The following is a 20,548-nucleotide window of genomic DNA, read 5'->3' as shown; positions in this document are numbered from 1 at the left end:
CATTCTCCTCAGAGCCAGCGCGCCTTGCGGAATCGATAAAAGAGGTACACGTCGATCGCGACCATGGCCGTGATGGCGACCGGATAGCCGAACGCCCACTTGAGTTCCGGCATGTGCTCGAAGTTCATGCCGTAGATCCCCGCGACCATCGTCGGCACGGCGACGAGCGCGGCATAGGCGGCTAGCCGCTTGGTGACCTCGTTCTCGGAGAGCGAGATCATCGCGAGGTTCACCGACATCGCGGTGGTCACCATGTCGCGCAGGCTGTCGATGACCTGGCCCAGCCGCAGCAGGTGGTCGTAGACGTCGCGGAAATAATCCTGGGTTCCCTGGCACACGTGCGGCACGCGCCCGCCGTGCAGCTTGCCCACCGCCTCGGTCAGGGGATCGACGGCGTGCTTCAGAGTCATGAGCTTCTGCTTGAGCCCGTAGAGCGCCTCGAGGTTGGCTCGCGGCGAGCTTCCCGCGAAGATGCGGTCCTCGAGCGCCTCCAGTTCCACTTCCAGCGCGTCCACGACGGGGAAGTAGCGGTCGACCACCGCGTCGATGAGCGCGTAGAAGACGAAACCCGCGCCGTGGCGAAGCAGTTCGGGCTCGCGCTCCGTGCGCGCGCGAACCGCGGAGAATCCCTGTTCCGTTCCCTGCCGCACCGAGAGGAGGAAGTTCTCGCCCACGAAGAGATCGATCTCGGACAGGTGCAGTTCGCCGTCGCGCATCTCGAGGTTGTGCAGCACGGCGAAGAGCGAGTCGCCGTACTCCTCGAGCTTGGGACGCTGGTGCCCCTTGCGCGCGTCCTCGACTGCCAGGGGGTGCAGGCTGAATTCCTCCTGCATCTCGTGCAGTTCCTCGGGCGAGGGATCCTTGAGGGCGACCCACACGAAGCACTCCGGCCGGCTCACGTACTCGCTGATGTCATCGACGTGTATGTCGGCGAGCTTCCGGCCTTCCTCGTAGGCGACGCAGTTGACGAGCATCGGTTTTCTCCCTACCGCCAGGCGGCGGCGCCGTTCACAATCCGAGTTCCCGGCACACGCGGGCGAGCGTTTCCCGAAGCTCGGCCACCTCGCCTTCGAGCCGGTCCACGTTCGCCTTCAGGGCCGCGATCTCGCTCACCGTCACCGACTCCGCGCCCGATGGTGATGGTGCGGCTTGCGCCGTGTCGTCATCGGGCTCGCCTGAAAGCAGGTGCATCCACCGCGTCTCGCGCGTTCCCGGCTGGCGAGCGAGTTCGCGCACGAGCGGGCCTTCGGCCCGCGAGGCGAGTTCATCGAGGAACGCATCGACCGAGGAGATGTCGGTGAACTTGTGGAGCCGCTCGCTGTTGATGCGAAGCTCGCCCGAGGTCTGCGGCCCGCGAAGCATGAGGGTTGCGAGCAGCGCAACGGACTGCGCAGGCAGGCCAAGGACGCGGCCGGCGTTGTGCGCATGGCGCATCACGCGCCCGCCGCTCGATTCGACGACGAGCGAGAGCGACTTGAGGTGGTCGAGCACCGCCTGTACCTCGGACTCCGTTGCCTCGAGAATGGGGTGGCGGCTCGTCTTCTGGTTGCAGCCCGCGACAAGCGCGTTCAGCGTGAGCGGGTAGGTATCCGGGACGGTGTGCTGCTTCTCGACGAGGACGCCGACGACGCGGGTTTCGAGGAGCGACAGCGCGGGGAGAACGGGAGGGGCCATGCGTGCTCGGGTGTCCAAACCCGCATGGTACCCCGCGACGGCGGGAGGCCGGCCGGGCGGCGAATCAGGAGTCGAACGTGAAAACGTTGTTGCGGGTCTTGGCGCGGGCGATGCTGAGCAGGGCCGCGGCACCTTGCTTGATGCCGTTCCAGGTCGTGACGATCATGTCGGACACGAGCTCGGCCAGGTATACGCTGCGTTCGATCCGGGCTTGTTGGATGTACTTCTGGATGGCTTCGTAGTTTTGCATTGCTGACTCCATTTGGGTTCCGGGCCGCTGGTGCCTGATGGGCAGTTCCGGCGGCTTACGGGAGTGAATATAGGGGTGTCGATGCAATGCAACAAACGATATGTTCTTGCGCTTTGCGATAGAGAAGCTAATCTATGGCCTTATGAGCGATCGACTTCCTCCCCTGAACGCCCTGCGCGCCTTCGAGGCAGCCGCCCGGCACCTCAGCTTCAAGCGCGCGGCCGAGGAGCTTTTCGTCACGCCGGCGGCCATTTCCCAGCAGGTGAAGACCCTCGAGGACTACCTGGGGGTGGAGCTGTTCCGGCGGCTGACGCGAGCCATCGAACTCACGCCGGCCGCCCAGGCCATGCTGCCCAGGGTGAGGGAGGGATTCGACTGTTTCGCCGCCGGCCTCGCGCACGCGCGCCGCGCCGAGGAGCGGGGGCGGATTGCGGTCGCCGCCCCGCCCAACTTCGTCGCCCGCTGGCTGATGCCGCGGCTTCGCTCCTTCACCTCCTCCTATCCCCAATTCGACCTGCGCATCATCGGCACACTGCGGGCCATCGACAATCCGGAGCGCGATTCGCGCACCGACCCCGGCCGCGAGGACGCCGAGGCGCAGGTCGCTGTGCGCTACGGCATGGGCGAGTATCCCGGCGCGGTTGTGGATCTGCTCTTCCGCCCGTACTACGTGCCGGTATGCAGCCCGAAGCTGCTCGGGCGCGGACCGCCGCTGCGCAAGCCGGCAGACCTCAGGCTTCACACGCTGATCCACGACGATTCCTCTCCGGGCGACGAGGAGCGGCCCGGCTGGGAGGAATGGCTCGCGATCACCGGTGCCAAGGGCGTCGATGCCTCGCGCGGCCCGCGCTTCTCGAATGCCTCCCTGGTGCACGAAGCGGCCATCGACGGGGTGGGCGTGGCGCTCGCGCTGCGCCCGCTCGTCGATTCCGACATCGAGGAGGGGCGCCTCGTCGTCCCCATCGAACGTGCCGTGCCGACCCGGTTCGCCTACTACCTTGTCACTCCCGAGGCGCTCATCGCCCATCCGGCGGCGAACACCTTCCGGCGCTGGCTCGGCGCGCAGGCCGAGGGCCAGTCGCGCAGGCGCGCGCGGTGACGGCATAGCGAGAGCGAGCGAAGCGAAGGGGAAAACATGAAGGATTTGGCGAATAAATAAATTGGCTGGATTTTTTTTTGGTTTTGGCCAGGTCAATTTGCTTCCGACATCGCAGTCCGAAACTTCATCGACATAGGCCATGGAAGCGACGTCAATGGCACCTTCATCTGGCCAAAACCAAAAAACAAACCCAGCCAATTTATTTATTCGCCAAATCCTTCTGGCCGCCCCTGGCGTTCGCAACTCGTCGCTTACCTCGCGGGCACCAGCGCCGGCTCCTGCATCGCGGCGACCTGCTCCTTGAGCTCGAGGACCCGGTCCTGCCAGTAGCGCTGTGTGTTGAACCAGGGGAAGGCCATGGGAAAGGCGGGATCGTCCCAGCGGCGTGCGAGCCACGCGGAGTAGTGCAGCAGCCGCAGCGTGCGCAGCGCTTCCACGAGGCCGAGCTCGCGGTCGTCGAAATCCGCGAAGTCCTCGTAGCCGCGCAGAACGTGGCTCAGCTGGATCGACATCGAGGCGCGATCGCCGGAGAGCAGCATCCACAGGTCCTGCACCGCGGGTCCCATGCGCGCATCGTCGAAATCGACGAAGTGCGGGCCGCCTGGCGTCCACAGCACGTTGCCCGCATGGCAGTCGCCGTGCAGGCGCAGGCGTGCCGCGCTCGTGACGCGGTCGAAAGCGCACTGCGCCCCTTCTATCGCGAGCGCTGCCGCGCCCGCCCATGCTTCGCGCAGGTCCGGCGGCACAAAGTCGTGCGCGAGCAGCCAGTCGCGGGAAGCCACGCCGAACTCCTGCACGTCGAGCGTCGGGCGATGCTCGAAGGGCTTCGTCGCGCCCACGCCGTGGATACGTCCGATGAATCGCCCCAGCCATTCGAGCGTGTAGGGATCCTCGAGTTCCGGGGCGCGGCCGCCGCGGCGCGGATACAGCGAAAAGCGAAACCCGCCGTGGTGGTGCAGGGTCGTGCCGCCGATCTCGAGGGCGGCGACCACGGGGATCTCGCGGTCGGCCAGTTCGCGGGCGAAGCGGTGCTCCTCGACGATCTGCCCGTCGGTCCATCGCCCCGGTCGGTAGAACTTGGCGACGAGAAACCGCGCCTCACCCAGGGGCCCCCCCTGATCCTCCTCGAGGCCCACCTGGTACACGCGGTTCTCGTAGCTGTTGAGGGCGAACTGGCGGCCATCTGCCAGGAAGCCAGCGCTCTCGACGGCATTGAGCACGACGTCCGGCGTAAGGCCGGCGTAAGGCGCGGCGGAGGGGAAGTCGTTCACCTGGGCATTGTACGGCCGCCCCCGATCGGGGCTGACGCGTTGCACCATTGCGCACGCGAGGCGCGGACTGGTGGCCCGCGAATTCGGCTGACGCGGTGAAGCCGCTTCTTCGGTGCTGCTTGCGCTGTTCCTGCGTCGCTTCGACGTGCCGGACGCGTTGCATGGACCGCCTGATTCCCTGCCGCCGGCGAACCTGGCTGCCGCCTGTGTGCATGCCGCCAGGGCCCTCACCGATCTTACGCAGGCCGATGCGGTCCTTGCCCTCCCGCCCGGGGGACTGGCGGCCTGACAATCATCTAACCTGTTATTATTTATGGGTTTTTCCCGCTGCCGGGGAATCGGGGCAGGCCTCGATGTGCTAGAATGCATCCCTTCCCACGTACTGGCGGAAGCGAAGAGCCCCGATGAAGAACCCTCTCGATTCCCTGTGGGGCACCGTCCTGTGCGGACTGGCCCTGACTGGCGTTCTCTACTACCTCGTGCGCACCCTGATGGGAGGCTGATCGTGGATTTTGTCCATTACGGGCTGGGCCGGTGGCTTCACATCATGGCAGGCGTGATGTGGGTGGGGCTGCTGTACTACTTCAATTTCGTGCAGGCGGCGGCGATGAAGGATGCGCAGGCCGATGGCACCGCAGCGGGCATCTCGAAGCACGTCGCGCCGCGGGCGCTGCTGTTCTTCCGCTGGACCGCTGTCGTCACCTGGCTCGCGGGAATGTACGTGCTGGGCAACAAGGTGGACGAGGCGTTCCTCTTCACCGAGCGCGCCTACATCCCGATCGGCGTCGGCGCGTGGCTCGGCACCATCATGTTCGTCAACGTATGGGCGATCATCTGGCCCAATCAGAAGAAGATCCTCGGCATCGCCCCGGCTTCCGACGACGAGAAGGCGCGCGCGAGGCGCGTCGCGTTCCTCGCCTCGCGCCTGAACGTCGTGCTGTCGATGCCGATGCTGTTCTTCATGTCCGCTTCCGGCGGACTGTTCCGCACGGCCGTATTCGGCGGCTGAGCGAGTCACCGGGACGCCGCGGTGCAGGCGCGCAATCGCGACGCCGGCCTCGCTGATGGCATCCCTTTCGATCCTGGAAGAACCATGAGCGATCGCGCCGGCGTATCCGTCCGAGTATGGGATGTCCCCACGCGGCTCTTCCACTGGACTCTGCTGCTGCTCGTGGTCGCGAGTGTCGTGACGGGCAAGTTCGATTCCGTGCTCGGTCCCGATACGCTGGAGTGGCACAAGCGTTCCGGGCTCGCCATTCTTGCGCTGCTGTTGTTTCGACTCGCCTGGGGGTTCGCTGGGGGCACGCACGCGCGATTTGCGAGCTTCCTGCGCGGGCCGCGTGCGGTGATCGGCTACGCGAAGGGCCTGGTTGCCGGGAGAACGGCGAGCGAATCCGCGGGGCACAACCCGCTGGGGGGGTGGTCGGTGGTGGCGATGCTCGCGGCGCTCGCCGTGCAGGCGGCGACGGGACTCTTCCTCGTGCAGGAGGACTACGGTTTCGAAGGTCCCCTGGCGCGGCACGTGAGCCGGGCGGTTTCAGACCGCCTGAACGCGATCCACGAGGCGAACTTCATCGTGATTGCCGTGCTGGTCGCGATGCACCTCGCGGCCGTCGTGTACTACACGGTGGCAAAGCGGCAGGGCCTGGTGGGGGCGATGCTCACGGGCCGCAAGCGCCTGGAGCCGGGGAGAGAAGCGGAAATTTCCCGCGGGGGAGGGGCGCTGGTGGCCGTCGCGCTTGCGATTGCGAGCGCGGCGGCCGTGTGGGCTCTGGTTGCCGTTGCCTGATCAGTTGTGGAATTCCTTCGTCCGGAAGTCATCGTGGCAGGCCTTGCAGGCCTTGCCGACCTCGCCGAACGCGGTCTTGAATTGCGCCTCATTCCCGCCCTTCGAAGCGGCGGCCAGGTTCGTGACGGCCTTCTGCGCCGCCTCGGCGCCCTGCTTGAACTTGGCGGCGTCGGCCCAAATCTTCGCCTCGGCCTTGGTGGGCGCGCCCTTGTTCGTGCCTGGGCCGAAGGAGCTCCAGGGCAATCCCATGAGCGAATCGATGAGGGCTGCGTTTTTCTGGACGGTGGCTGCATTGAACGGAGCCTTGCCTTGCGCCATTGCACCCATCGGGCCTATCGCACGTCCGATCACGTTCATCACGGACTGGCGGTAGCGGATCTCGTCTTCCGGCTTCGGGCCCTGCTGGGCGGTGGAAATGCCGGCGGAGGTGGCGGCCAGGATGGCGGTGGCGAGAGCGATGTGTTTCATGCGTTTCCTTTCGTGGGCAATGGGGTCGAGGCAGGTGCTGGCGTGCGACGTCGGCTGGGTGAACGGCGGCGGCGAATCAATCTCCCAAGTCACTTCGACGGCTTCGGCAGCCCCGTGACCTTGTCGCCCGCCTTGATCCTGTGTTCCGCAAACCAGCCCTTGTTCGTCTCGATCGAGTAGCGCGCAGGCCCGGCCGCGGCATGGGAGTCGAGCGTTTGCGGCTCCATGTCCTCGATGTTGAGAATGCGCCCTTCGTCATCGACGAAGGCGACTGAAAGCGCGATGAGCGTATTCTTCATCCACATCGCGTGGTAGCCCGGATCGGCATAGGTGAAAAGCATGCCGTCGTTCCGGCCGAGCTTTTCGCGGAACATGAGCCCCTTCGCCATCTGCCCAGGCGTGGACACGACTTCGACGCGAAGCGCGTGGCCGGCCACCTTGATGTGGGTGACCGGCAGCGGAGCCTCTGCGCGAGCGAACGCGGCGCAGGCCAGGAGCGCGGCGAGAAGGACGCGCCACGCGGTGGAGCGGGACCCGGGTGCGGTTAGAATGGCGTCCAAGAAGAATCTCCCAACGAAATCGGCGCATGCAGCATAACGCACAAGGCTTCCGATGCGCCGACCGGCATTCCTGATTTTCGCCTTCCTGCTGGCTTCCTGCGGGGTGCTGCAGCCCGCACCGCCCGGCGGGGAAACGCCCGAACAGGCACGCGATCGGCGCGCGAAGGCGCCCCCACCGGCCTACAACCTCACCGGCTACCCGCCCGCCGTGCGCGACGGCTACGTCGACGGGTGCGAATCGGCACGGAAATCGGCGTACGGCCGCAAGGATGAGATTCGCTTCCCGGCCGATGCCCAGTACCGCATGGGATGGAACGACGGTTACTCGATCTGCTCCCGCAAGTAGGAACGAGCGCTGCCCCGCTGGTCAGTCAACGCCGGCGAGAACCCAACCTGCGATTGCCTCGAGGATCTCCGGAACCTCGCCGACCGCCGTCTGGATGGCGATGGGCACGCCGGGGTGACGCTTGCGCAGGTCCTCCACGATCCGCGGCAGGTCGTTCCTGATGTGCCCGCCCGGCGCCATGAAGAGCGGGAAGATCGTGATGGCCGCGACCCCTTTCGCCGCGAGGCTGTTGACGGCCTCCTCGAGCTTCGGGGTCATCAAATCGAGGTAGGCGAGCTCGACGGGGAATTCGGGACGCCGGGCGCGCACCCGGTCGCGGATGGCCTCGAAGGGCCGGGCCCACTCGGGGTCTCGGGCGCCATGGGCGAAGAGGACGATGCCGTGCATGCCCCGGCTCAATGCTTGCCCGTGGAGCCAAAGCCGCCCTCGCCGCGGGCGCTTTCGCCGAACGACTCCACCACGTTGAGTTGCACCTGGAGCACGGGGATCACGACGAGCTGGGCGATCCGCTCCAGCGGGTTCACCACGAAGGTTTCCCTGCCCCGATTCCAGCACGACACGAACACCTGTCCCTGGTAGTCGGAATCGATGAGACCCACGAGGTTGCCGAGCACGATGCCGTGCTTGTGGCCCAGGCCCGAGCGCGGAATGATCAAGGCGGCGTAGCCGGGGTCACCGACGTGAATGGCAAGGCCGGTGGGGACAAGGGCCGAGTCGCCGGGGCGCAGCGTGAGCGGCTCGTCGAGGCAGGCGCGCAGGTCGAGTCCCGCGGAGCCACCCGTTGCGTAGGCAGGCAACTGGGAGCGCATGCGCTCATCGAGGATCTTCACGTCGAGTTGTTTCATCGCGGGCTTTGGGAGAACGTGGCTACGATTGAGGAAAGGTCTTGGGACACGGATGAACACGGATAAGTGCGGATGAACACGGATAATGCTTTGGAATCGAACTATCGAGGTTGATCGCTGAGCCTGGCTAATATCCCGTGTGGATCCGTGTTCATCCGCACTTATCCGTGTTCATCCGTGTCAAAAGGTTTCTCCTCGCCTTGTGGCGATGATGCCCATTCACCTGGGAATCAGGAAACCTGCTTGATCGGCGTGAGGCTCGCCCCGCCACGTCTGGCATCGAAGAGAACCAGCGCGTGCTCGAGGATGGCATGCGCGATGCGCGACTTCGGCGCCCGCGCCAGGGGGTGCGCCCCCGCGTCGTCATAGATCGTCACCTCGTTCTCCTCGCGGCCGACGGCGTGCTGCACGAGGTTCGCGACGATCATCGGGATGCCCTTGCGCTTGCGTTTCGCCTGCGCGTATTGCGCGAGGTCTTCGCTTTCCGCCGCAAAGCCCACGCAGAACGGCCCGCCGCGCATCTTCGCCACTTGCGCAAGGATGTCCACGGTGGGCTTCAGCTTGATCTCCAGTGCGTCGCCCGATTTCTTGATCTTGCGCGTGGCTGGCGCCTCGGGCGTGTAGTCGGCAACCGCCGCCACGCTGAAGAAGAGGTCGGCGGACGCGGCGTGCGCGTTCACGGCATTGAGCATTTCGGCGGCGCTTGTCACGTACACGAAGTGCGCGTGGGATGGCGGAGCGAGCGAGGTCGGGCCCGACACCAGTGTCACATCCGCACCAAAGGCCGCGGCTGCCTCCGCAAGGGCGTAGCCCATCTTGCCCGAGCTCTGGTTGGTGATGCCGCGCACGGTGTCGATGGCCTCGAAGGTGGGGCCCGCGGTGACGAGCACCTTGCGGCCCGCGAGGCGCCTGGGACTCAGGAAGGCAAGGAGAGATTGCAGCAGCTCCTCGGGCTCGAGGAGTCGCCCCATCCCCGTCTCCCCGCATGCCTGGTCGCCGGCGACGGGACCCAGGATCGTCACCCCGTCAGCGCGCAGCAGGTTCACATTTCGTTGCGTGGCCGGGTTGTCCCACATTTCGCGATTCATCGCGGGCGCCACCAGCAGCGGGCAGTTGCGCGCCAGGCAGGCGGTGGAAAGAAGGTCGTCGGCGAGCCCGTTCGCGAGCTTTGCGAGAAAATCGGCGCTGGCCGGCGCGATCAGGATCGCGTCCGCGCCGCGCGTAAGCTCGATGTGAGCCATGGCATTGGGAAAGCTCGTGTCCCAGAGGTCCGTGATGACGGGCTTGCCGGTGAGTGCCTGAAAAGTCGCGGGCGTGACGAATTTCGTGCCCGCCTCTGTCATCGCGACCTGCACATCCACGTTATTCCGGATGAGCGCCCGCGCGAGTTCCGCCACCTTGTAGGCGGCAATGCCCCCCGTGACCCCCAGCAGAACGCGGCGCCTTCCCTTTTTTTCCATCGGATCATTCTACTAGAGAGAGTCACGACCCATGACCTCTGCCCCATGGCCCGCCGCCGGGCGCCCCCGCGAACGCCTCGCCGCCCACGGCGCGGCTTGCCTGTCCGACGCCGAACTCGTCGCCCTCATGCTGCGCACGGGGGTGGCGGGACGGCCCGTGGTCGAGATCGCACGCGAGCTGCTCGCTCGCTTCGGGCGCCTGTCGCGGCTGCTTGCCGCCCCGGTGCCGGAGGTGGCCGCCGTTGCCGGCGTGGGGCCGGCCCGGGCGGCGCTTTTTGCAGCGGCTCTCGAACTCGCCCGACGATCGCTGCTCGAGGAAATGCAGGCCCGCGACAGCCTGGCTTCCCCAATGGCGGTGCGCGGCTACCTTCGCCTTCGCATGCAGCACCTCGGCCATGAGGTTTTCTGGGCGGTTTTCCTCGATGCCCAGAACCGGGTCATCGCTGCCGAAGAGCTCTTCCGGGGAACCCTCACCCAGACCAGCGTGTACCCTCGGGAGGTCGTAAAGCAAGCGCTCGCCCACAATGCGGCGGGAGTGATCCTGGCCCACAATCACCCATCGGGCGTCGCTGAACCTTCCATTCAGGATCAAGCACTTACACGATCCTTGGCGGAGTCCCTGGCCCTCGTTGACGTGAAGGTCCTGGATCACTTCATCGTCGCGCCGGGGGCATGCCTGTCGTTTGCCGAGCGGGGGCTGCTCTGAGAAAACCCAATGGAATCAGGTTGAAGAGGCGGGCCACCCTAGGCTATAATCTTCGGCTTTCCGCCTCGGCTTTTCGCCTGGGCGATGGATCGGAGAAATCGCATGTCTCGAGTCTGCCAAATCACCGGCAAGGGGCCCATCGTGGGCAACCACGTGTCCCATGCCAACAACAAGACCAAGCGCCGCTACCTGCCCAACCTGCAGTACCGGAAGCTCTGGGTCGAGAGCGAGAACCGCTACATCAAGCTGCGGCTCACGAACGCCGGCCTTCGCACCATCGACAAGAAGGGCATCGACGTGGTGCTGGCCGAGCTGCGCGCGCGCGGCGAAGTGATCTGAGGAGCCCACCATGCGTGAAAAGATCAAGCTCGAGTCCAGCGCCGGCACCGGCCACTTCTACACGACCACGAAGAACAAGAAAACCAAGCCGGAAAAGCTGGAAATCATGAAATACGACCCCAAGGCCCGCAAGCACGTGACGTACAAGGAAACGAAGCTCAAGTAGCCTTCGATTCCCGCGGTGCCTTCGACGAAACCCCGCCTCGGCGGGGTTTTTCATTGTGGTGTCAGGCACCCGTGCCTGGCACCGTGGCCCGTCGCGCGATTTCCCTGACCAGGGCGTCGAAGAGCACGAGGTGCGCCGGGAACATCGCGTACCAGTACGCGAGACCCCAGACGCCCGCGGGGTGCCAGTAGGCGGTGACCGCGATGCGCCGTTCTCCCGAGGCGATCTCCTCGATCTCGAACTCCAGCACGCCCGCGCCCGGCCCCTTCATGCCGAAGGCCAGCGTGAGGCGCCGGTCCGGCTCGACGCCGATCACGCGCCAGGAGTCGATGACGTCACCCACGCGCACGTTGTCGGGGTCGCGGCGCCCGCGGTTCATGGCGACGCCGCCGACCAGCCAGTCCGCGATCTCGCGTAGCGTCCAGAGGAAGTTATAGGCGTAGTAGCGATTGTCGCCGCCGATGGCCGAGACCACGCGCCAGAGGGAACGCGCACTCGCCGCCGTTCGCGCCTCGCCGCCGGCGTGCTTCGCGTAGTAGGCATAGTCGGGACGGTAGTCGCGGAACATGAACGCGCCTTCGGTCCACCTCGCCGCCACGGCGTGTCGTGCCTCGGCCTCGAGGGCGGCCCGCACGGATTCCTCGAAACCGAGCAGCCGCTGCGGAATCATCGACCGGATCGCGGCGTCGTTCGCCGTGAAGTCATGCTTGAGGCCGCCGATGAGCGCGCGCGCGATGTTGGCGGGCACCGCCGTCACGAATTTCAGCCAGTACGCGGAAAGCTCGGGAGTGAGCACGGGCACGGGCAGGATCCACGGCTCGCGCCGGCCGACGATACGGCAGATGGCGCGCATCATCGCCTCATAGGTGAGCGTTTCGGGTCCGGCGGCATCGTACGTCCCGCCCGCCATCGCCGGGACACGGGGCGCCTCCAGCAGGTAGTGCAGAAGGTTACCCAGGGCGATCGGCGGCGATTTTGCGCGCACCCAGCGCGGCGTGATCATCACCGGCAGGTGCAGGACCAGGTCGCGCATCACCTCGAAGGCGGCGGAACCCGGGCCGACGATGATGCCCGCGCGGATTTCCGTGACGGGCACGGGATGGGCGCGCAGCCGCTCGCCGGTATCACGCCGGGAAAGAAGGTGCTCGGAGTCTGCCCCCTCGGGAACGAGTCCGCCGAGATAGACGATGCGTTTCACGCCGGCCGCCGCGCACGCCCTCGCGAAATGATCGGCGGCCTCGAGATCCAGGCGGCCGAAGGCACGGCCCGCCGACATCGAGTGCACGAGGTAGTACGCAACGTCGATGCCCGCGAGGACAGCGGGGAGCGTCTCCGGCTTCAGGGCATCGGCCGCGAGCAGTTCGACGCCTTTCCATCCGCGGGACTCGAGGACCTTCAGGTTTCGCGAGACGGCGCGCACCCGCCCGCCGCGCGCGACGAGCGCAGGAACGAGATGGCTTCCGATGTAGCCGCTGGCCCCGAAGACAAGTGCGGCGCCCGGCGCCGCGTCGGGCAGGATGGCGATGTCGTGTCAGGCCGCGGCGTAGCGCCGCAGGCGTTGCGAGAATTCCGCCAGTGTCTCGATGCCGCTCGCCTCGGCGCGGTCGCACCAGTCGCGCAGCTGCTGCACGAGCTGCTCGGTGGAAAGCGTGGAGCGCTCCCAGGTCTTGGCCAGTTCCTCGCGCATCGCGTACAGCGTGGCGAGCCTGGGGCTGGAGGCGAGCGCGCGCGCGACGGCCTCGCGCTCGGCCAGGGACTGCGCGGTGCCGCGCGTGACCCACAGCCGCAGGCGCTTCGCGGTGGCGTTGTCGGCGAAGAGCTGCTTTTCGCGCAGCTTCGCGACCTCGTCCTCCCAGGCGAGCTTCATCGACTTCGCGTACTTGGCGAGCACCTCGTAGCGGTTGATTGCGATCGCCTGCAGCGTCTGCGCATCGACTTCCGACCTGGCCGGATGGAGCTTTACCTTGGGCGGGATCTTTTTCGCCTTGGCGAGCCCCAGCGCCGAGAGAGTCTGGATGTATAGCCAGCCGAGGTCGAACTCGTACCACTGCACGGAAAACTTGGCCGACGTCGGGAAGGCGTGGTGGTTGTTGTGAAGCTCCTCGCCTCCGATCCACGCGGCCACGGGAACGATGTTGGTGCTCGCGTCTTCCGTCTGGAATTTGCGGTAGCCCCAGAAGTGCCCGATGCCGTTGATGACGCCGGCGGCCCAGAACGGGATCCACGCCATCTGGACGCCGAATATCAGCAGGCCCGGCACTACGCCGAACAGGGCGATGTCGGTTGCCGCCATGAGCAGGATTCCGTATTTCTGGTAAGGGGTATAGACATTTCGCTCGATCCAGTCGTCGGGCGTCCCGTGGCCGTAGCGGCTCATGGTCTCCGGATGCCGCGATTCGGCCACATAAAGGAAGACGCCGGCAAAGAGGACGCGATTGAGGCCATAGACCTGCGGGCTGTGCGGGTCCTCGGCGGTCTCGCACTTGGCGTGGTGCTTGCGATGGATCGCCGTCCACTCCTTGGTAACCATGCCGGTGGTGAGCCACATCCAGAACCGGAAGAAATGGCACACGACCGGGTGCAGGTCGAGCGACCGGTGCGCCTGGCAACGGTGCAGGTACAGCGTCACCCCCGCGATCGTGATCTGGGTGAGGACGAGAAGAGCGAGTACGTCGCCCCACCACGGGAGGTTCAGGAGGCCTTGAAACATGGGGTCGCGCCTTTCAGGGGGCCCGCTCGCGGCGGGCTTTCGGGATTTGCGTCGGGCGCGATTTTAGCCCATACGGGGGGATGCGCGACCGCGAATTTCGCAAGCCGCCTGCAACCCGTTGTTTCTATTGGGGCGACGGGAGTGCCGGCGTGCCGATGACCCTCACATCGCGGTGCGGGAAGGGTATTTCGATTCCCTCGGCCCGGAACTTCTCCAGAGCCGCCTTCAGGATGTCGCTGCGAACCGACGCCAGCCCCTGGTCCGGGTCGGCGATCCAGACGCCGAGCACGAATTCGATGCCATTGTCGCCCAGGGCGGTGATCGAAGCGCCGGGCGCCGGGTCCGCCAGCACGCGCGGCTGCGCCTTTGCGATTTCGTGCAGGATCGCGAAGACGCGGTCCACGTCCGAGTCATAGCCCACCGTCAACGGCACCTTCACCAGCACGTTGCGGTCGGTGTAGGAATGGTTGGTCACGCTTTGCGTGACCATCGTGTCGTTGGGGATGATCGACTCGGTGCCGTCGAGGCTGCGGATCACCGTGCAGCGGGACTCGATGGACTTCACCACGCCATGCCGGTTGTCCACGGTGACCAGGTCGCCGATGCGCACGGAGCGGTCGAGCAGGATGATGTAGCCGCTCACGTAGTTGCTGGCGATCTTCTGCAGGCCCAGTCCCAGCCCCACGCCCAGCGCTCCGCCGAAGACCGAAAGAGCCGTGATGTCGATGCCGACCAGGGGTAGCGCGACGAGGATTGCGGAGAAGAGCGCGAGCGCCTGCACGAGTTTCGAGATGACCACCCGCGTGGACATCTCCAGGTGCTCGTTGGCGAGCACCCGGCCTTCCACGAGTTTCGCCAGCCACATCGCGATGGCCAGCGTGACGGCCACCGACACGGCGCCTTGCAGGACGAGCAACAGGGAGATCCGCTGCTTGCCCAGCGTGAACGAGACGGCGTCGAGCGCATCCCGGACCTCAGGCAGGATCCCCGTGGCGTGCAGGACGATGCCCAGCCACATCGCGATGACGACCGTGCGCTCGGAGCCGCGCAGCAGCGCGCCCTTCGGCAACACATGACGCAATACGTACACCGCGAAGCGGATCACCGCAAAGGCGACGAGCATCCAGATCGCGAGGTCGATGAAGGGGGTGGGAATCAGCTTGCGCACGAAGAATCGTGCGCCCCAGAGTAAGCCGAGCGCGGCGAGCGGGAAGGCGGCGCGGTCGAAGCCGCCCTCGCCGAATTTCCAGCGATATTCCTGCGCGTTCACCCGGCGCCTGAGCGCCCCGCCCACGAGCCAGCCGAGCCCCAGGCTCACGGCGACGACGGCGAGCTGCAGGAGTCCCTTGCCGGACCCCGCTTGCGCCGCCAGGGTTTCAATCGTGGATTCGAGCGGGCTCATGACCCGGTCATTGTAACCGCGAGGCAGCGGCCCGATGCCGATAGAAGTCGCGCGCGTAGCGGGCCGCGGCCGCAGGGCTGCCGGTGATGACCACGATGTTTTCCGCGTTCCTCTCCTGCGCGGCCTGCGTGAAGTTGTAGCTTCCGGTGACGATAACGCTCGCGGGGGTGCCCGCGTCGATCAGGACGACCTTGTTGTGGAAGGCGGCGTGGTCGCCGTGCAGCCAGATGCGCACGCCGGCGCGATCGAGCTGCTTCAGCACGGGCAGTCCGCGCGCTTCATGCTGCTTCGCATCACCGACGAGGTCGACCTCCACGCCGCGTTTCGCGGCATTCGCCAGCGCCGTCGCGATGCGCCGGCTGGTGAAGAGGTACGCCAGAACCTGCACGCTCTGGCGCGCGTTGCCGATGCGTTCGGCAATCACGCGGGCCACGTCGTCGCCGGGAGTGAAGTACGCCTCGACCCGCGTCGCGCAGGGCGCTTTGTCCTGGCCGGAGGCGCGGCCGGTCGCGGCGGCCGGGAAGGCAAGCGCGAGGGCCAGGGCCAGGGAAAAGAGGACCGCCTTCACGCGGCGCGCTGCATCACCGCGGCGAAGAAGCCGTCCGTGTCGTGGACATGGGGAAGCAGCCACAGGTAGCGCTCGCAGCCGGGGATCGTCACCCCCTGGCGCGCCAGGACCTCGGCGCAGGGAACGAGCGAGAAATCGGCGTGCGAGGCGAGGAACCGCTCGACGATGGCCTCGTTCTCCTCCTCGAGCAGGCTGCACGTTCCGTACACGAGGCGGCCTCCCGGCCTCACGAGGCCCGCGGCGGCCTCGAGGATGGCGAACTGCTTGGCGTTCAGCTCCGCGAGCCCGGCTTCCGTCTGGCGCGACTTGAGGTCGGGATTGCGGCGAAGCGTCCCGAGGCCGGTGCACGGCGCATCCACGAGGACGCGGTCGACCTTGCCGCGCAGGCGCTTCACCTTGGTGTCGTTCTCGCCCGTGATGCGCTGCGGATGCACGTTGGACAGGCCCGAGCGGCGAAGCCGCGGGGTGAGATTGGCGAGGCGCGCGTCGGAGATGTCGTAGGCATAGAGGCGCCCGTGCGAAGCCATCGCTGCGCCTAGCTGCAGGGTCTTGCCGCCGGCGCCTGCGCAGAAGTCCACCACCATGTCGGTGCGCTTGGGCTCCACCAGCAGTCCCAGGATCTGGCTGCCTTCGTCCTGTACCTCCACCGCGCCGCCGAGGAACATCGGGTGCCGGTTGAGGGCGACCTTCTCCTTCAGGCGCACGCCCAGGGGCGAGTAGCGCGTGGGGATTGCGGGCGTGCCGTCGGCCTCGAGGCGTTCCAGCACGGCCTCGCGCGGGGCCTTCAGCGTGTTCACGCGCAGGTCGAGCGGTGCCGGATGTTGCAGGCTCCGCGCGAGCGTGAGGATCTCGCTGTCGGAGTAACGCTTGCGAAGACGCGAGATGACCCAGTCGGGAAGGTCCGCCTTCAATTCGAACGGCAGGGTGTCGAGGTCCACGGCCTTGAGGGCCACGAGCCAGTCCCGCTCTTCGCCCTTCAGGAGCGGTTCGAGCTGGCCGATGCTCACGCCCTGCAGTTTCACGAGGGAGGCGAGCGCCAGCTCGCGCGGCAAGGCCTTGGGCGTCATCGCTTCGAGGAGTCGGCGACGGCGGAGCACCGAGTACACGGTGTCGGCGACGAGGGCGCGGTCGCGGCTGCCCAGTGCGCGGTGTTCGCGGAAATAATGCTTGAGGACGACGTCGGCGGGACTTCGCATCGGCAATACCGCGACGAGGGCGTGCACGATCGCGTCGAGTTGCGGGCGCGCAAGGGCGGCGGACATCAGCGCGCCTTGACCGAAGTGGCGGTCTGCTCGACGACGAGCCGGTTCCTTGCGACGGGGTAGCGAAGCTTCACGGGAAGATAGTACTGGTTCGCGCCCAGCCAGACATCGACCGTTTCCTCGGGGTTCTTCCCGATATGGCGCAAGTGCAGCGTGTTGGCGCGGCCCAGGGGCAGTTCCAGTTCCTCGAAGCCGACGACCTGCAGGTGGAACTGGTAGAGGCGGCGCTGGGTGAAGACACGCATGTCCATCGCATCGCCTTTCGGTGGCATCTGGGCCAATTGGAAGATCATCGAAAGCCAGTCAACCGTCGAGTCGGTCAGGATGCCCGTGCGTGTGTTGTCGCCGTACCGGAATTGCACCTGATTGGCATTCCAGTCGAACGCCAGGCCCTCCTCCGGCCCGGAGCCCAGACGCTCCGTGAAACGCTCGGGACGAAGCCCCTCGGGAGTCACGCGGCCGGTGGTCGACTGTTCAACCTGCCCCTCCAGGAACACGGCAAAGAAGCCCACGGCTTGTGCGGTGCCGGTGATCTCGTAGCGATCGCCGTCGCGTTTCCACGTGTATTCGGCCTGCCCGTCGGCGAATGCGGAGGTGAGCGCATACGAGATGGTCACCTCCCCGGGCAACGCCTCGGGTCGGAAGGCGGGCAGCTCCGGCGGTGCGATCGGGACCAGCGGCTGGGCGAGGGCCAGCATCTCGGGCAGGGGCGGCGATTCGCCCATGGGGTCTGGCAGGTCGGGCGTATCAATTGCCGCTGGCAGGAAGGCCAGCGCCTCCCCGGGACGCGGCTCGGATTTCTTCGGGCGCGCGCGCGCCTTGCGTGCATGCCCGCCACCGGGCGCCGGTGCAGGGACGACCGTGGCGCCGGCGTCGCCCGGTGCCAGCGTTGCGGTATAGGCGGGGGCGTCCAGGGTCACGTCGTCCCCCTCCGACGCGCGATAGCCCACGATCGCCGTGCCGTGCAACGCCACCGACGCCACGATCGCCAGGGCGGCAGCGCGATAGGAGGGGGCGATGGGGCGAAGCAGGTCCATGGCTAGCGGGTCGTGAGGTTCACGAGCGTCTGGTCGAGCTTGAGGCCGTTGGCGTCCTCGAAGACAACGCGCACGGCAAGATTGAAGCGCTCGCTGGCAAGCCAGAGCTGTGCTCGCGCTTCCCGGGCGCTCTCCGTGACGCGCTCGTAGTGCAAGGTGGCGAATTCGCCCGCCGGCGTGCTGAGCCGCGGCTCGTCCATCAGGCGATACGAATAGGACTCCACCTTCCGCCCGTTGGACATGTGCATGTGCACTTCCGTTCCGCTGCGCGTCACGTTCATGAACTGGTACATGATCGACAGGCGATCCTGGGTGCCGGGCGGGAGCGCATGCGTCGTCTCCTCGCCTCGATAGGCGGAGCGGAGCACGGACTTTTCCCAGTCGAAGGCGGCACGGATATCGCGGCTGCGGTCCCCGGAGCGCTGCTGCTCGAAGCGCAGCGGCACCAGTCCTGCGGGCCCGAATCGCCCCTCGCTGGTCACGACGACGGTTTCGTCGCGGAAGAGCTTCAGCACGCCCTCGGCGCGCGTCGTGCTTTCGATGCGATAGGTGTCGCCCTTGCGTACATAGGTTTCAACCACGCGCGCGATAGGCATGCCGCCGGCCGAGATCCGGTATTCCGCCTCGATCTGTGTCGGGATGGCGAGCGTGGGTAGTGCGAGGCAACTGGCGAGCAGGGCGGCGACGGCTTTCATGAAGGATCCCGGGGGGCGATGGCCCAATCCGTACTAACGCCCGAACCACGCACCTGGACGACATCCGCATCCCGGAATTCCACGCGCCCCTGGGCGAGCCACCGGGCCGCCTGCGGGTAGATGCGGTGCTCCTGGGCCAGCACCCGACCGGCCAGCGCCTCCGGCGTATCGGCGTCCAGCACCGGCACCGCTGCCTGCACCAGGATCGGCCCGTGGTCGAGCGCCGGCGTGACGAAGTGCACCGTCGCGCCGTGCAGCTTCACCCCGGCCTCGATCGCGCGTCGGTGGGTGTCGAGGCCCGGGAACAGGGGCAGGAGCGAGGGATGGATGTTCAGGATGCTGCGCGGATAGCGGTTGATGAACCCGGCGGTGAGGATGCGCATGAAGCCCGCGAGAAACAGGTAATCCGGAGCAAACGCGTCAACCACCTGCGCCAGCGCGGCATCGAAAGCTTCGCGGGACGCGTAGGCTTTGTGGTCCACGACGCGCGTCTCGATTCCCCGCGCCGCAGCCCACCCGATGCCCGCGGCGGCCGGGCGGTTGGAGATCACCGCGCGAAAGTCGAGCCCGGGCTGCGCCTCGACCAGGGCCTGCATGTTGCTGCCGCGGCCGGAGATGAGGATGACGGCTGATTTCATGGGCGCGGGGGCGGAAGGCGTGGCTGGGATCGGGTCAGGAAAATAGAAATTGTGGGTGTGTTTTTTTTATTTTCGGCCAGATGAACGTGCCACCTACTTCGATGCCGGTGACGCCTCGACATGGCTTCGAGCCGAGATGTCCGACGCAAATCAACCTGGCCGAAAATAAAAAAAACGCACCCACAATTTCTATTTTCCTGACCCGATCCTCTGCCTCAAACGACTGCGGCCTGCGGCTCCTCGCCGGTGCGCGCGACGATGCTGCCCACTTCCCACGCCGGCACGCCGTGGATGCCTAGCGTGGCGATGGCGGCCTTTGCGTGCTCCTTGGCCACCACCAGAACCATGCCGATGCCGCAGTTGAACGTGCGGTGCATCTCGGCCTCGGGGACGTTGCCCTGCTCCTGCAGCCAGGCGAAGACGGCGGGGCGAGGCCAGCGCGATTTGTCGAGGCGCGCGGCGGTGTTCGCGGGAAGCATGCGCGGCACGTTCTCCGTGAGCCCGCCGCCGGTGATGTGCGCCACGCCCTTGACCGGCAGCTTCTCGATCACGGCAAGCACCGGCTTCACGTAGATGCGCGTGGGTTCGAGGAGCGCCTCTCCGATGGTGCGGCCGTCGAAGGGCTCGTCCAGCTCCGTGCCCGTGACGGCGAGGATCTTCCTCACCAGCGAATAGCCGTTGGAGTGCGCGCCGCTGGAGGCGAGGCCCACGACGGTGTCGCCTGGGACGATGGTGCTGCCATCGATGATGCGGTCCTTCTCCACGAGGCCCACCGCGAAGCCGGCAAGGTCGTATTCGTTCGGGTCGTAGAGGCCCGGCATCTCGGCCGTCTCGCCGCCGATGAGTGCGCACCCGGCCTGCACGCAGCCGTCGGCAATGCCCTTCACGACGCTGGCGGCCACGTCCACGCGCAATTGTCCGCAGGCGAAGTAGTCGAGGAAGAAGATCGGTTCGGCGCCGGTGACGAGGATGTCGTTCACGCTCATGGCGACCAGGTCGATGCCGATGGTGTCGTGCTTCTTCATGCGGAAGGCGAGCTTGAGCTTGGTGCCCACGCCATCCGTGCCGGAGACCATCACCGGGTTCTTGAACTTCTTCGAAACCTCGACCAGGGCGCCGAAGCCGCCGAGTCCGCCCAGGACTTCCGGGCGCATCGTGCGCCTGGCAAACGGCTTGATGCGTTCGACCAGTTCGTCGCCCGCGTCGATGTCGACGCCGGAATCTCGGTAGGTCAGGGGGGTCGGGGCAGCGGTCACGGCGGCG

The 20,548-nt window shown here is 66.5% G+C and carries 25 protein-coding genes; 7 read left to right on the top strand and 18 right to left on the bottom strand.

Annotation, left to right across the window (positions count from 1 at the left end):
- Positions 1-8: 8 nt before the first annotated feature.
- The 3 genes from corA to IPP91_14595 all read right to left on the bottom strand — a co-directional run bounded on the left by corA (position 9) and on the right by IPP91_14595 (position 1,924).
- Positions 9-974 (bottom strand): magnesium/cobalt transporter CorA, encoded by a 966-nt coding sequence (gene corA / locus IPP91_14605; GenBank protein ID MBL0143296.1) that lies wholly within the window; start codon positions 972-974, stop codon positions 9-11.
- A 34-nt stretch (positions 975-1,008) separates the two neighbouring features.
- A complete protein-coding gene (locus IPP91_14600; protein MBL0143295.1) occupies positions 1,009-1,674 on the bottom strand; it encodes a YceH family protein in 666 nt (221 codons plus the stop codon).
- A 64-nt stretch (positions 1,675-1,738) separates the two neighbouring features.
- Positions 1,739-1,924, bottom strand: coding sequence for a hypothetical protein (locus tag IPP91_14595; protein ID MBL0143294.1), 186 nt, complete (start codon positions 1,922-1,924; stop codon positions 1,739-1,741).
- A 142-nt stretch (positions 1,925-2,066) separates the two neighbouring features.
- Here IPP91_14595 and gcvA point away from each other — a divergent pair, with 142 nt between their 5' ends.
- Positions 2,067-3,023, top strand: coding sequence for a transcriptional regulator GcvA (gene gcvA, locus IPP91_14590; GenBank protein MBL0143293.1), 957 nt, complete (start codon positions 2,067-2,069; stop codon positions 3,021-3,023).
- Positions 3,024-3,274: 251 nt separating this feature from the next.
- Here gcvA and IPP91_14585 read toward each other — a convergent pair whose 3' ends face one another.
- Positions 3,275-4,342 carry a serine/threonine protein kinase gene (locus IPP91_14585; GenBank protein ID MBL0143292.1) on the bottom strand — a complete coding sequence of 356 codons (1,068 nt, stop codon included), beginning with the start codon at positions 4,340-4,342 and terminating at the stop codon, positions 3,275-3,277.
- Positions 4,343-4,841: 499 nt separating this feature from the next.
- On the opposite strand from IPP91_14585, the gene IPP91_14580 reads away from it, so the two are divergent.
- Together IPP91_14580 and IPP91_14575 are read left to right on the top strand one after the other, a co-directional pair.
- The gene (locus tag IPP91_14580; GenBank protein ID MBL0143291.1) at positions 4,842-5,303 is read left to right on the top strand and encodes a urate hydroxylase PuuD; all 462 of its coding nucleotides are present in this window, start codon (positions 4,842-4,844) and stop codon (positions 5,301-5,303) included.
- Between the two features lie 84 nt (positions 5,304-5,387).
- Complete coding sequence (locus IPP91_14575) at positions 5,388-6,083, top strand: cytochrome b/b6 domain-containing protein (protein MBL0143290.1); 696 nt, start codon at positions 5,388-5,390, stop codon at positions 6,081-6,083.
- On the opposite strand, the gene IPP91_14570 is transcribed toward IPP91_14575, so the two are convergent.
- Positions 6,084-6,551 carry a cytochrome c gene (locus IPP91_14570; GenBank protein ID MBL0143289.1) on the bottom strand — a complete coding sequence of 156 codons (468 nt, stop codon included), beginning with the start codon at positions 6,549-6,551 and terminating at the stop codon, positions 6,084-6,086.
- Between the two features lie 89 nt (positions 6,552-6,640).
- A complete protein-coding gene (locus IPP91_14565) occupies positions 6,641-7,102 on the bottom strand; it encodes a DUF192 domain-containing protein (GenBank protein ID MBL0143288.1) in 462 nt (153 codons plus the stop codon).
- Positions 7,103-7,163: 61 nt separating this feature from the next.
- Here IPP91_14565 and IPP91_14560 point away from each other — a divergent pair, with 61 nt between their 5' ends.
- The gene (locus IPP91_14560) at positions 7,164-7,457 is read left to right on the top strand and encodes a hypothetical protein (GenBank protein ID MBL0143287.1); all 294 of its coding nucleotides are present in this window, start codon (positions 7,164-7,166) and stop codon (positions 7,455-7,457) included.
- A 21-nt stretch (positions 7,458-7,478) separates the two neighbouring features.
- On the opposite strand, the gene IPP91_14555 is transcribed toward IPP91_14560, so the two are convergent.
- The 3 genes from IPP91_14555 to coaBC all read right to left on the bottom strand — a co-directional run bounded on the left by IPP91_14555 (position 7,479) and on the right by coaBC (position 9,762).
- Positions 7,479-7,844 (bottom strand): CbiX/SirB N-terminal domain-containing protein, encoded by a 366-nt coding sequence (locus tag IPP91_14555; protein MBL0143286.1) that lies wholly within the window; start codon positions 7,842-7,844, stop codon positions 7,479-7,481.
- 8 nt (positions 7,845-7,852) lie between these two features.
- Positions 7,853-8,302 carry a dUTP diphosphatase gene (gene dut, locus IPP91_14550; protein MBL0143285.1) on the bottom strand — a complete coding sequence of 150 codons (450 nt, stop codon included), beginning with the start codon at positions 8,300-8,302 and terminating at the stop codon, positions 7,853-7,855.
- Positions 8,303-8,532: 230 nt separating this feature from the next.
- Positions 8,533-9,762 carry a bifunctional phosphopantothenoylcysteine decarboxylase/phosphopantothenate--cysteine ligase CoaBC gene (gene coaBC, locus IPP91_14545; protein ID MBL0143284.1) on the bottom strand — a complete coding sequence of 410 codons (1,230 nt, stop codon included), beginning with the start codon at positions 9,760-9,762 and terminating at the stop codon, positions 8,533-8,535.
- A 31-nt stretch (positions 9,763-9,793) separates the two neighbouring features.
- Here coaBC and radC point away from each other — a divergent pair, with 31 nt between their 5' ends.
- The 3 genes from radC to rpmG all read left to right on the top strand — a co-directional run bounded on the left by radC (position 9,794) and on the right by rpmG (position 10,973).
- Positions 9,794-10,468, top strand: a complete 675-nt coding sequence (gene radC / locus IPP91_14540; protein MBL0143283.1) for a DNA repair protein RadC — start codon at positions 9,794-9,796, stop codon at positions 10,466-10,468.
- Between the two features lie 102 nt (positions 10,469-10,570).
- Positions 10,571-10,807, top strand: a complete 237-nt coding sequence (rpmB, locus tag IPP91_14535) for a 50S ribosomal protein L28 (protein MBL0143282.1) — start codon at positions 10,571-10,573, stop codon at positions 10,805-10,807.
- 10 nt (positions 10,808-10,817) lie between these two features.
- Positions 10,818-10,973 carry a 50S ribosomal protein L33 gene (rpmG, locus tag IPP91_14530; GenBank protein ID MBL0143281.1) on the top strand — a complete coding sequence of 52 codons (156 nt, stop codon included), beginning with the start codon at positions 10,818-10,820 and terminating at the stop codon, positions 10,971-10,973.
- 61 nt (positions 10,974-11,034) lie between these two features.
- Here the strand turns inward: rpmG and IPP91_14525 are convergent, their stop codons facing one another.
- The 9 genes from IPP91_14525 to purM form a co-directional block, all read right to left on the bottom strand.
- Complete coding sequence (locus tag IPP91_14525; GenBank protein MBL0143280.1) at positions 11,035-12,492, bottom strand: DUF2867 domain-containing protein; 1,458 nt, start codon at positions 12,490-12,492, stop codon at positions 11,035-11,037.
- 12 nt (positions 12,493-12,504) lie between these two features.
- A complete protein-coding gene (locus tag IPP91_14520; GenBank protein ID MBL0143279.1) occupies positions 12,505-13,683 on the bottom strand; it encodes a fatty acid desaturase in 1,179 nt (392 codons plus the stop codon).
- Positions 13,684-13,807: 124 nt separating this feature from the next.
- Entirely contained in the window at positions 13,808-15,085 is a 1,278-nt protein-coding gene (locus tag IPP91_14515) for a mechanosensitive ion channel (protein ID MBL0143278.1), read from the bottom strand.
- A 7-nt stretch (positions 15,086-15,092) separates the two neighbouring features.
- The gene (locus tag IPP91_14510; protein MBL0143277.1) at positions 15,093-15,653 is read right to left on the bottom strand and encodes a phospholipase D family protein; all 561 of its coding nucleotides are present in this window, start codon (positions 15,651-15,653) and stop codon (positions 15,093-15,095) included.
- The gene (locus tag IPP91_14505) at positions 15,650-16,915 is read right to left on the bottom strand and encodes an RsmB/NOP family class I SAM-dependent RNA methyltransferase (GenBank protein ID MBL0143276.1); all 1,266 of its coding nucleotides are present in this window, start codon (positions 16,913-16,915) and stop codon (positions 15,650-15,652) included. The genes IPP91_14510 and IPP91_14505 overlap by 4 nt, the downstream gene beginning before the upstream one ends.
- Positions 16,915-17,952, bottom strand: coding sequence for a DUF3108 domain-containing protein (locus tag IPP91_14500; protein ID MBL0143275.1), 1,038 nt, complete (start codon positions 17,950-17,952; stop codon positions 16,915-16,917). Before IPP91_14500 ends, IPP91_14505 begins: the two co-directional genes overlap by 1 nt.
- Positions 17,953-17,954: 2 nt before the next feature.
- A complete protein-coding gene (locus IPP91_14495) occupies positions 17,955-18,647 on the bottom strand; it encodes a DUF3108 domain-containing protein (protein ID MBL0143274.1) in 693 nt (230 codons plus the stop codon).
- Entirely contained in the window at positions 18,644-19,285 is a 642-nt protein-coding gene (locus IPP91_14490; GenBank protein ID MBL0143273.1) for a phosphoribosylglycinamide formyltransferase, read from the bottom strand. Before IPP91_14490 ends, IPP91_14495 begins: the two co-directional genes overlap by 4 nt.
- A gap of 215 nt (positions 19,286-19,500) precedes the next feature.
- Positions 19,501-20,541, bottom strand: coding sequence for a phosphoribosylformylglycinamidine cyclo-ligase (purM, locus tag IPP91_14485; protein ID MBL0143272.1), 1,041 nt, complete (start codon positions 20,539-20,541; stop codon positions 19,501-19,503).
- Positions 20,542-20,548 lie beyond the last annotated feature (7 nt).

This window comes from Betaproteobacteria bacterium, assembly GCA_016720855.1.
GTDB lineage: Bacteria > Pseudomonadota > Gammaproteobacteria > Burkholderiales > Usitatibacteraceae > FEB-7.
Note: the sequence above shows the minus strand (reverse complement) of the source record. Positions and strands in the feature narration are given on the sequence as shown.

What these genes read in the sequence shown, in the direction of transcription:
- IPP91_14490 (MBL0143273.1), bottom strand. Translation starts at nt 19,285, where the DNA reads ATGAAATCAGCCGTCATCCTCATCTCCGGCCGCGGCAGCAACATGCAG.
- gcvA (MBL0143293.1), top strand. Translation starts at nt 2,067, where the DNA reads ATGAGCGATCGACTTCCTCCCCTGAACGCCCTGCGCGCCTTCGAGGCA.
- IPP91_14600 (MBL0143295.1), bottom strand. Translation starts at nt 1,674, where the DNA reads ATGGCCCCTCCCGTTCTCCCCGCGCTGTCGCTCCTCGAAACCCGCGTC.
- IPP91_14585 (MBL0143292.1), bottom strand. Translation starts at nt 4,342, where the DNA reads ATGGTGCAACGCGTCAGCCCCGATCGGGGGCGGCCGTACAATGCCCAG.
- IPP91_14570 (MBL0143289.1), bottom strand. Translation starts at nt 6,551, where the DNA reads ATGAAACACATCGCTCTCGCCACCGCCATCCTGGCCGCCACCTCCGCC.
- IPP91_14580 (MBL0143291.1), top strand. Translation starts at nt 4,842, where the DNA reads ATGGCAGGCGTGATGTGGGTGGGGCTGCTGTACTACTTCAATTTCGTG.
- IPP91_14560 (MBL0143287.1), top strand. Translation starts at nt 7,164, where the DNA reads ATGCGCCGACCGGCATTCCTGATTTTCGCCTTCCTGCTGGCTTCCTGC.
- IPP91_14495 (MBL0143274.1), bottom strand. Translation starts at nt 18,647, where the DNA reads ATGAAAGCCGTCGCCGCCCTGCTCGCCAGTTGCCTCGCACTACCCACG.
- IPP91_14520 (MBL0143279.1), bottom strand. Translation starts at nt 13,683, where the DNA reads ATGTTTCAAGGCCTCCTGAACCTCCCGTGGTGGGGCGACGTACTCGCT.
- IPP91_14555 (MBL0143286.1), bottom strand. Translation starts at nt 7,844, where the DNA reads ATGCACGGCATCGTCCTCTTCGCCCATGGCGCCCGAGACCCCGAGTGG.
- dut (MBL0143285.1), bottom strand. Translation starts at nt 8,302, where the DNA reads ATGAAACAACTCGACGTGAAGATCCTCGATGAGCGCATGCGCTCCCAG.
- coaBC (MBL0143284.1), bottom strand. Translation starts at nt 9,762, where the DNA reads ATGGAAAAAAAGGGAAGGCGCCGCGTTCTGCTGGGGGTCACGGGGGGC.
- IPP91_14515 (MBL0143278.1), bottom strand. Translation starts at nt 15,085, where the DNA reads ATGAGCCCGCTCGAATCCACGATTGAAACCCTGGCGGCGCAAGCGGGG.
- IPP91_14595 (MBL0143294.1), bottom strand. Translation starts at nt 1,924, where the DNA reads ATGCAAAACTACGAAGCCATCCAGAAGTACATCCAACAAGCCCGGATC.
- IPP91_14575 (MBL0143290.1), top strand. Translation starts at nt 5,388, where the DNA reads ATGAGCGATCGCGCCGGCGTATCCGTCCGAGTATGGGATGTCCCCACG.
- IPP91_14505 (MBL0143276.1), bottom strand. Translation starts at nt 16,915, where the DNA reads ATGTCCGCCGCCCTTGCGCGCCCGCAACTCGACGCGATCGTGCACGCC.
- radC (MBL0143283.1), top strand. Translation starts at nt 9,794, where the DNA reads ATGACCTCTGCCCCATGGCCCGCCGCCGGGCGCCCCCGCGAACGCCTC.
- IPP91_14500 (MBL0143275.1), bottom strand. Translation starts at nt 17,952, where the DNA reads ATGGACCTGCTTCGCCCCATCGCCCCCTCCTATCGCGCTGCCGCCCTG.
- rpmB (MBL0143282.1), top strand. Translation starts at nt 10,571, where the DNA reads ATGTCTCGAGTCTGCCAAATCACCGGCAAGGGGCCCATCGTGGGCAAC.
- corA (MBL0143296.1), bottom strand. Translation starts at nt 974, where the DNA reads ATGCTCGTCAACTGCGTCGCCTACGAGGAAGGCCGGAAGCTCGCCGAC.
- rpmG (MBL0143281.1), top strand. Translation starts at nt 10,818, where the DNA reads ATGCGTGAAAAGATCAAGCTCGAGTCCAGCGCCGGCACCGGCCACTTC.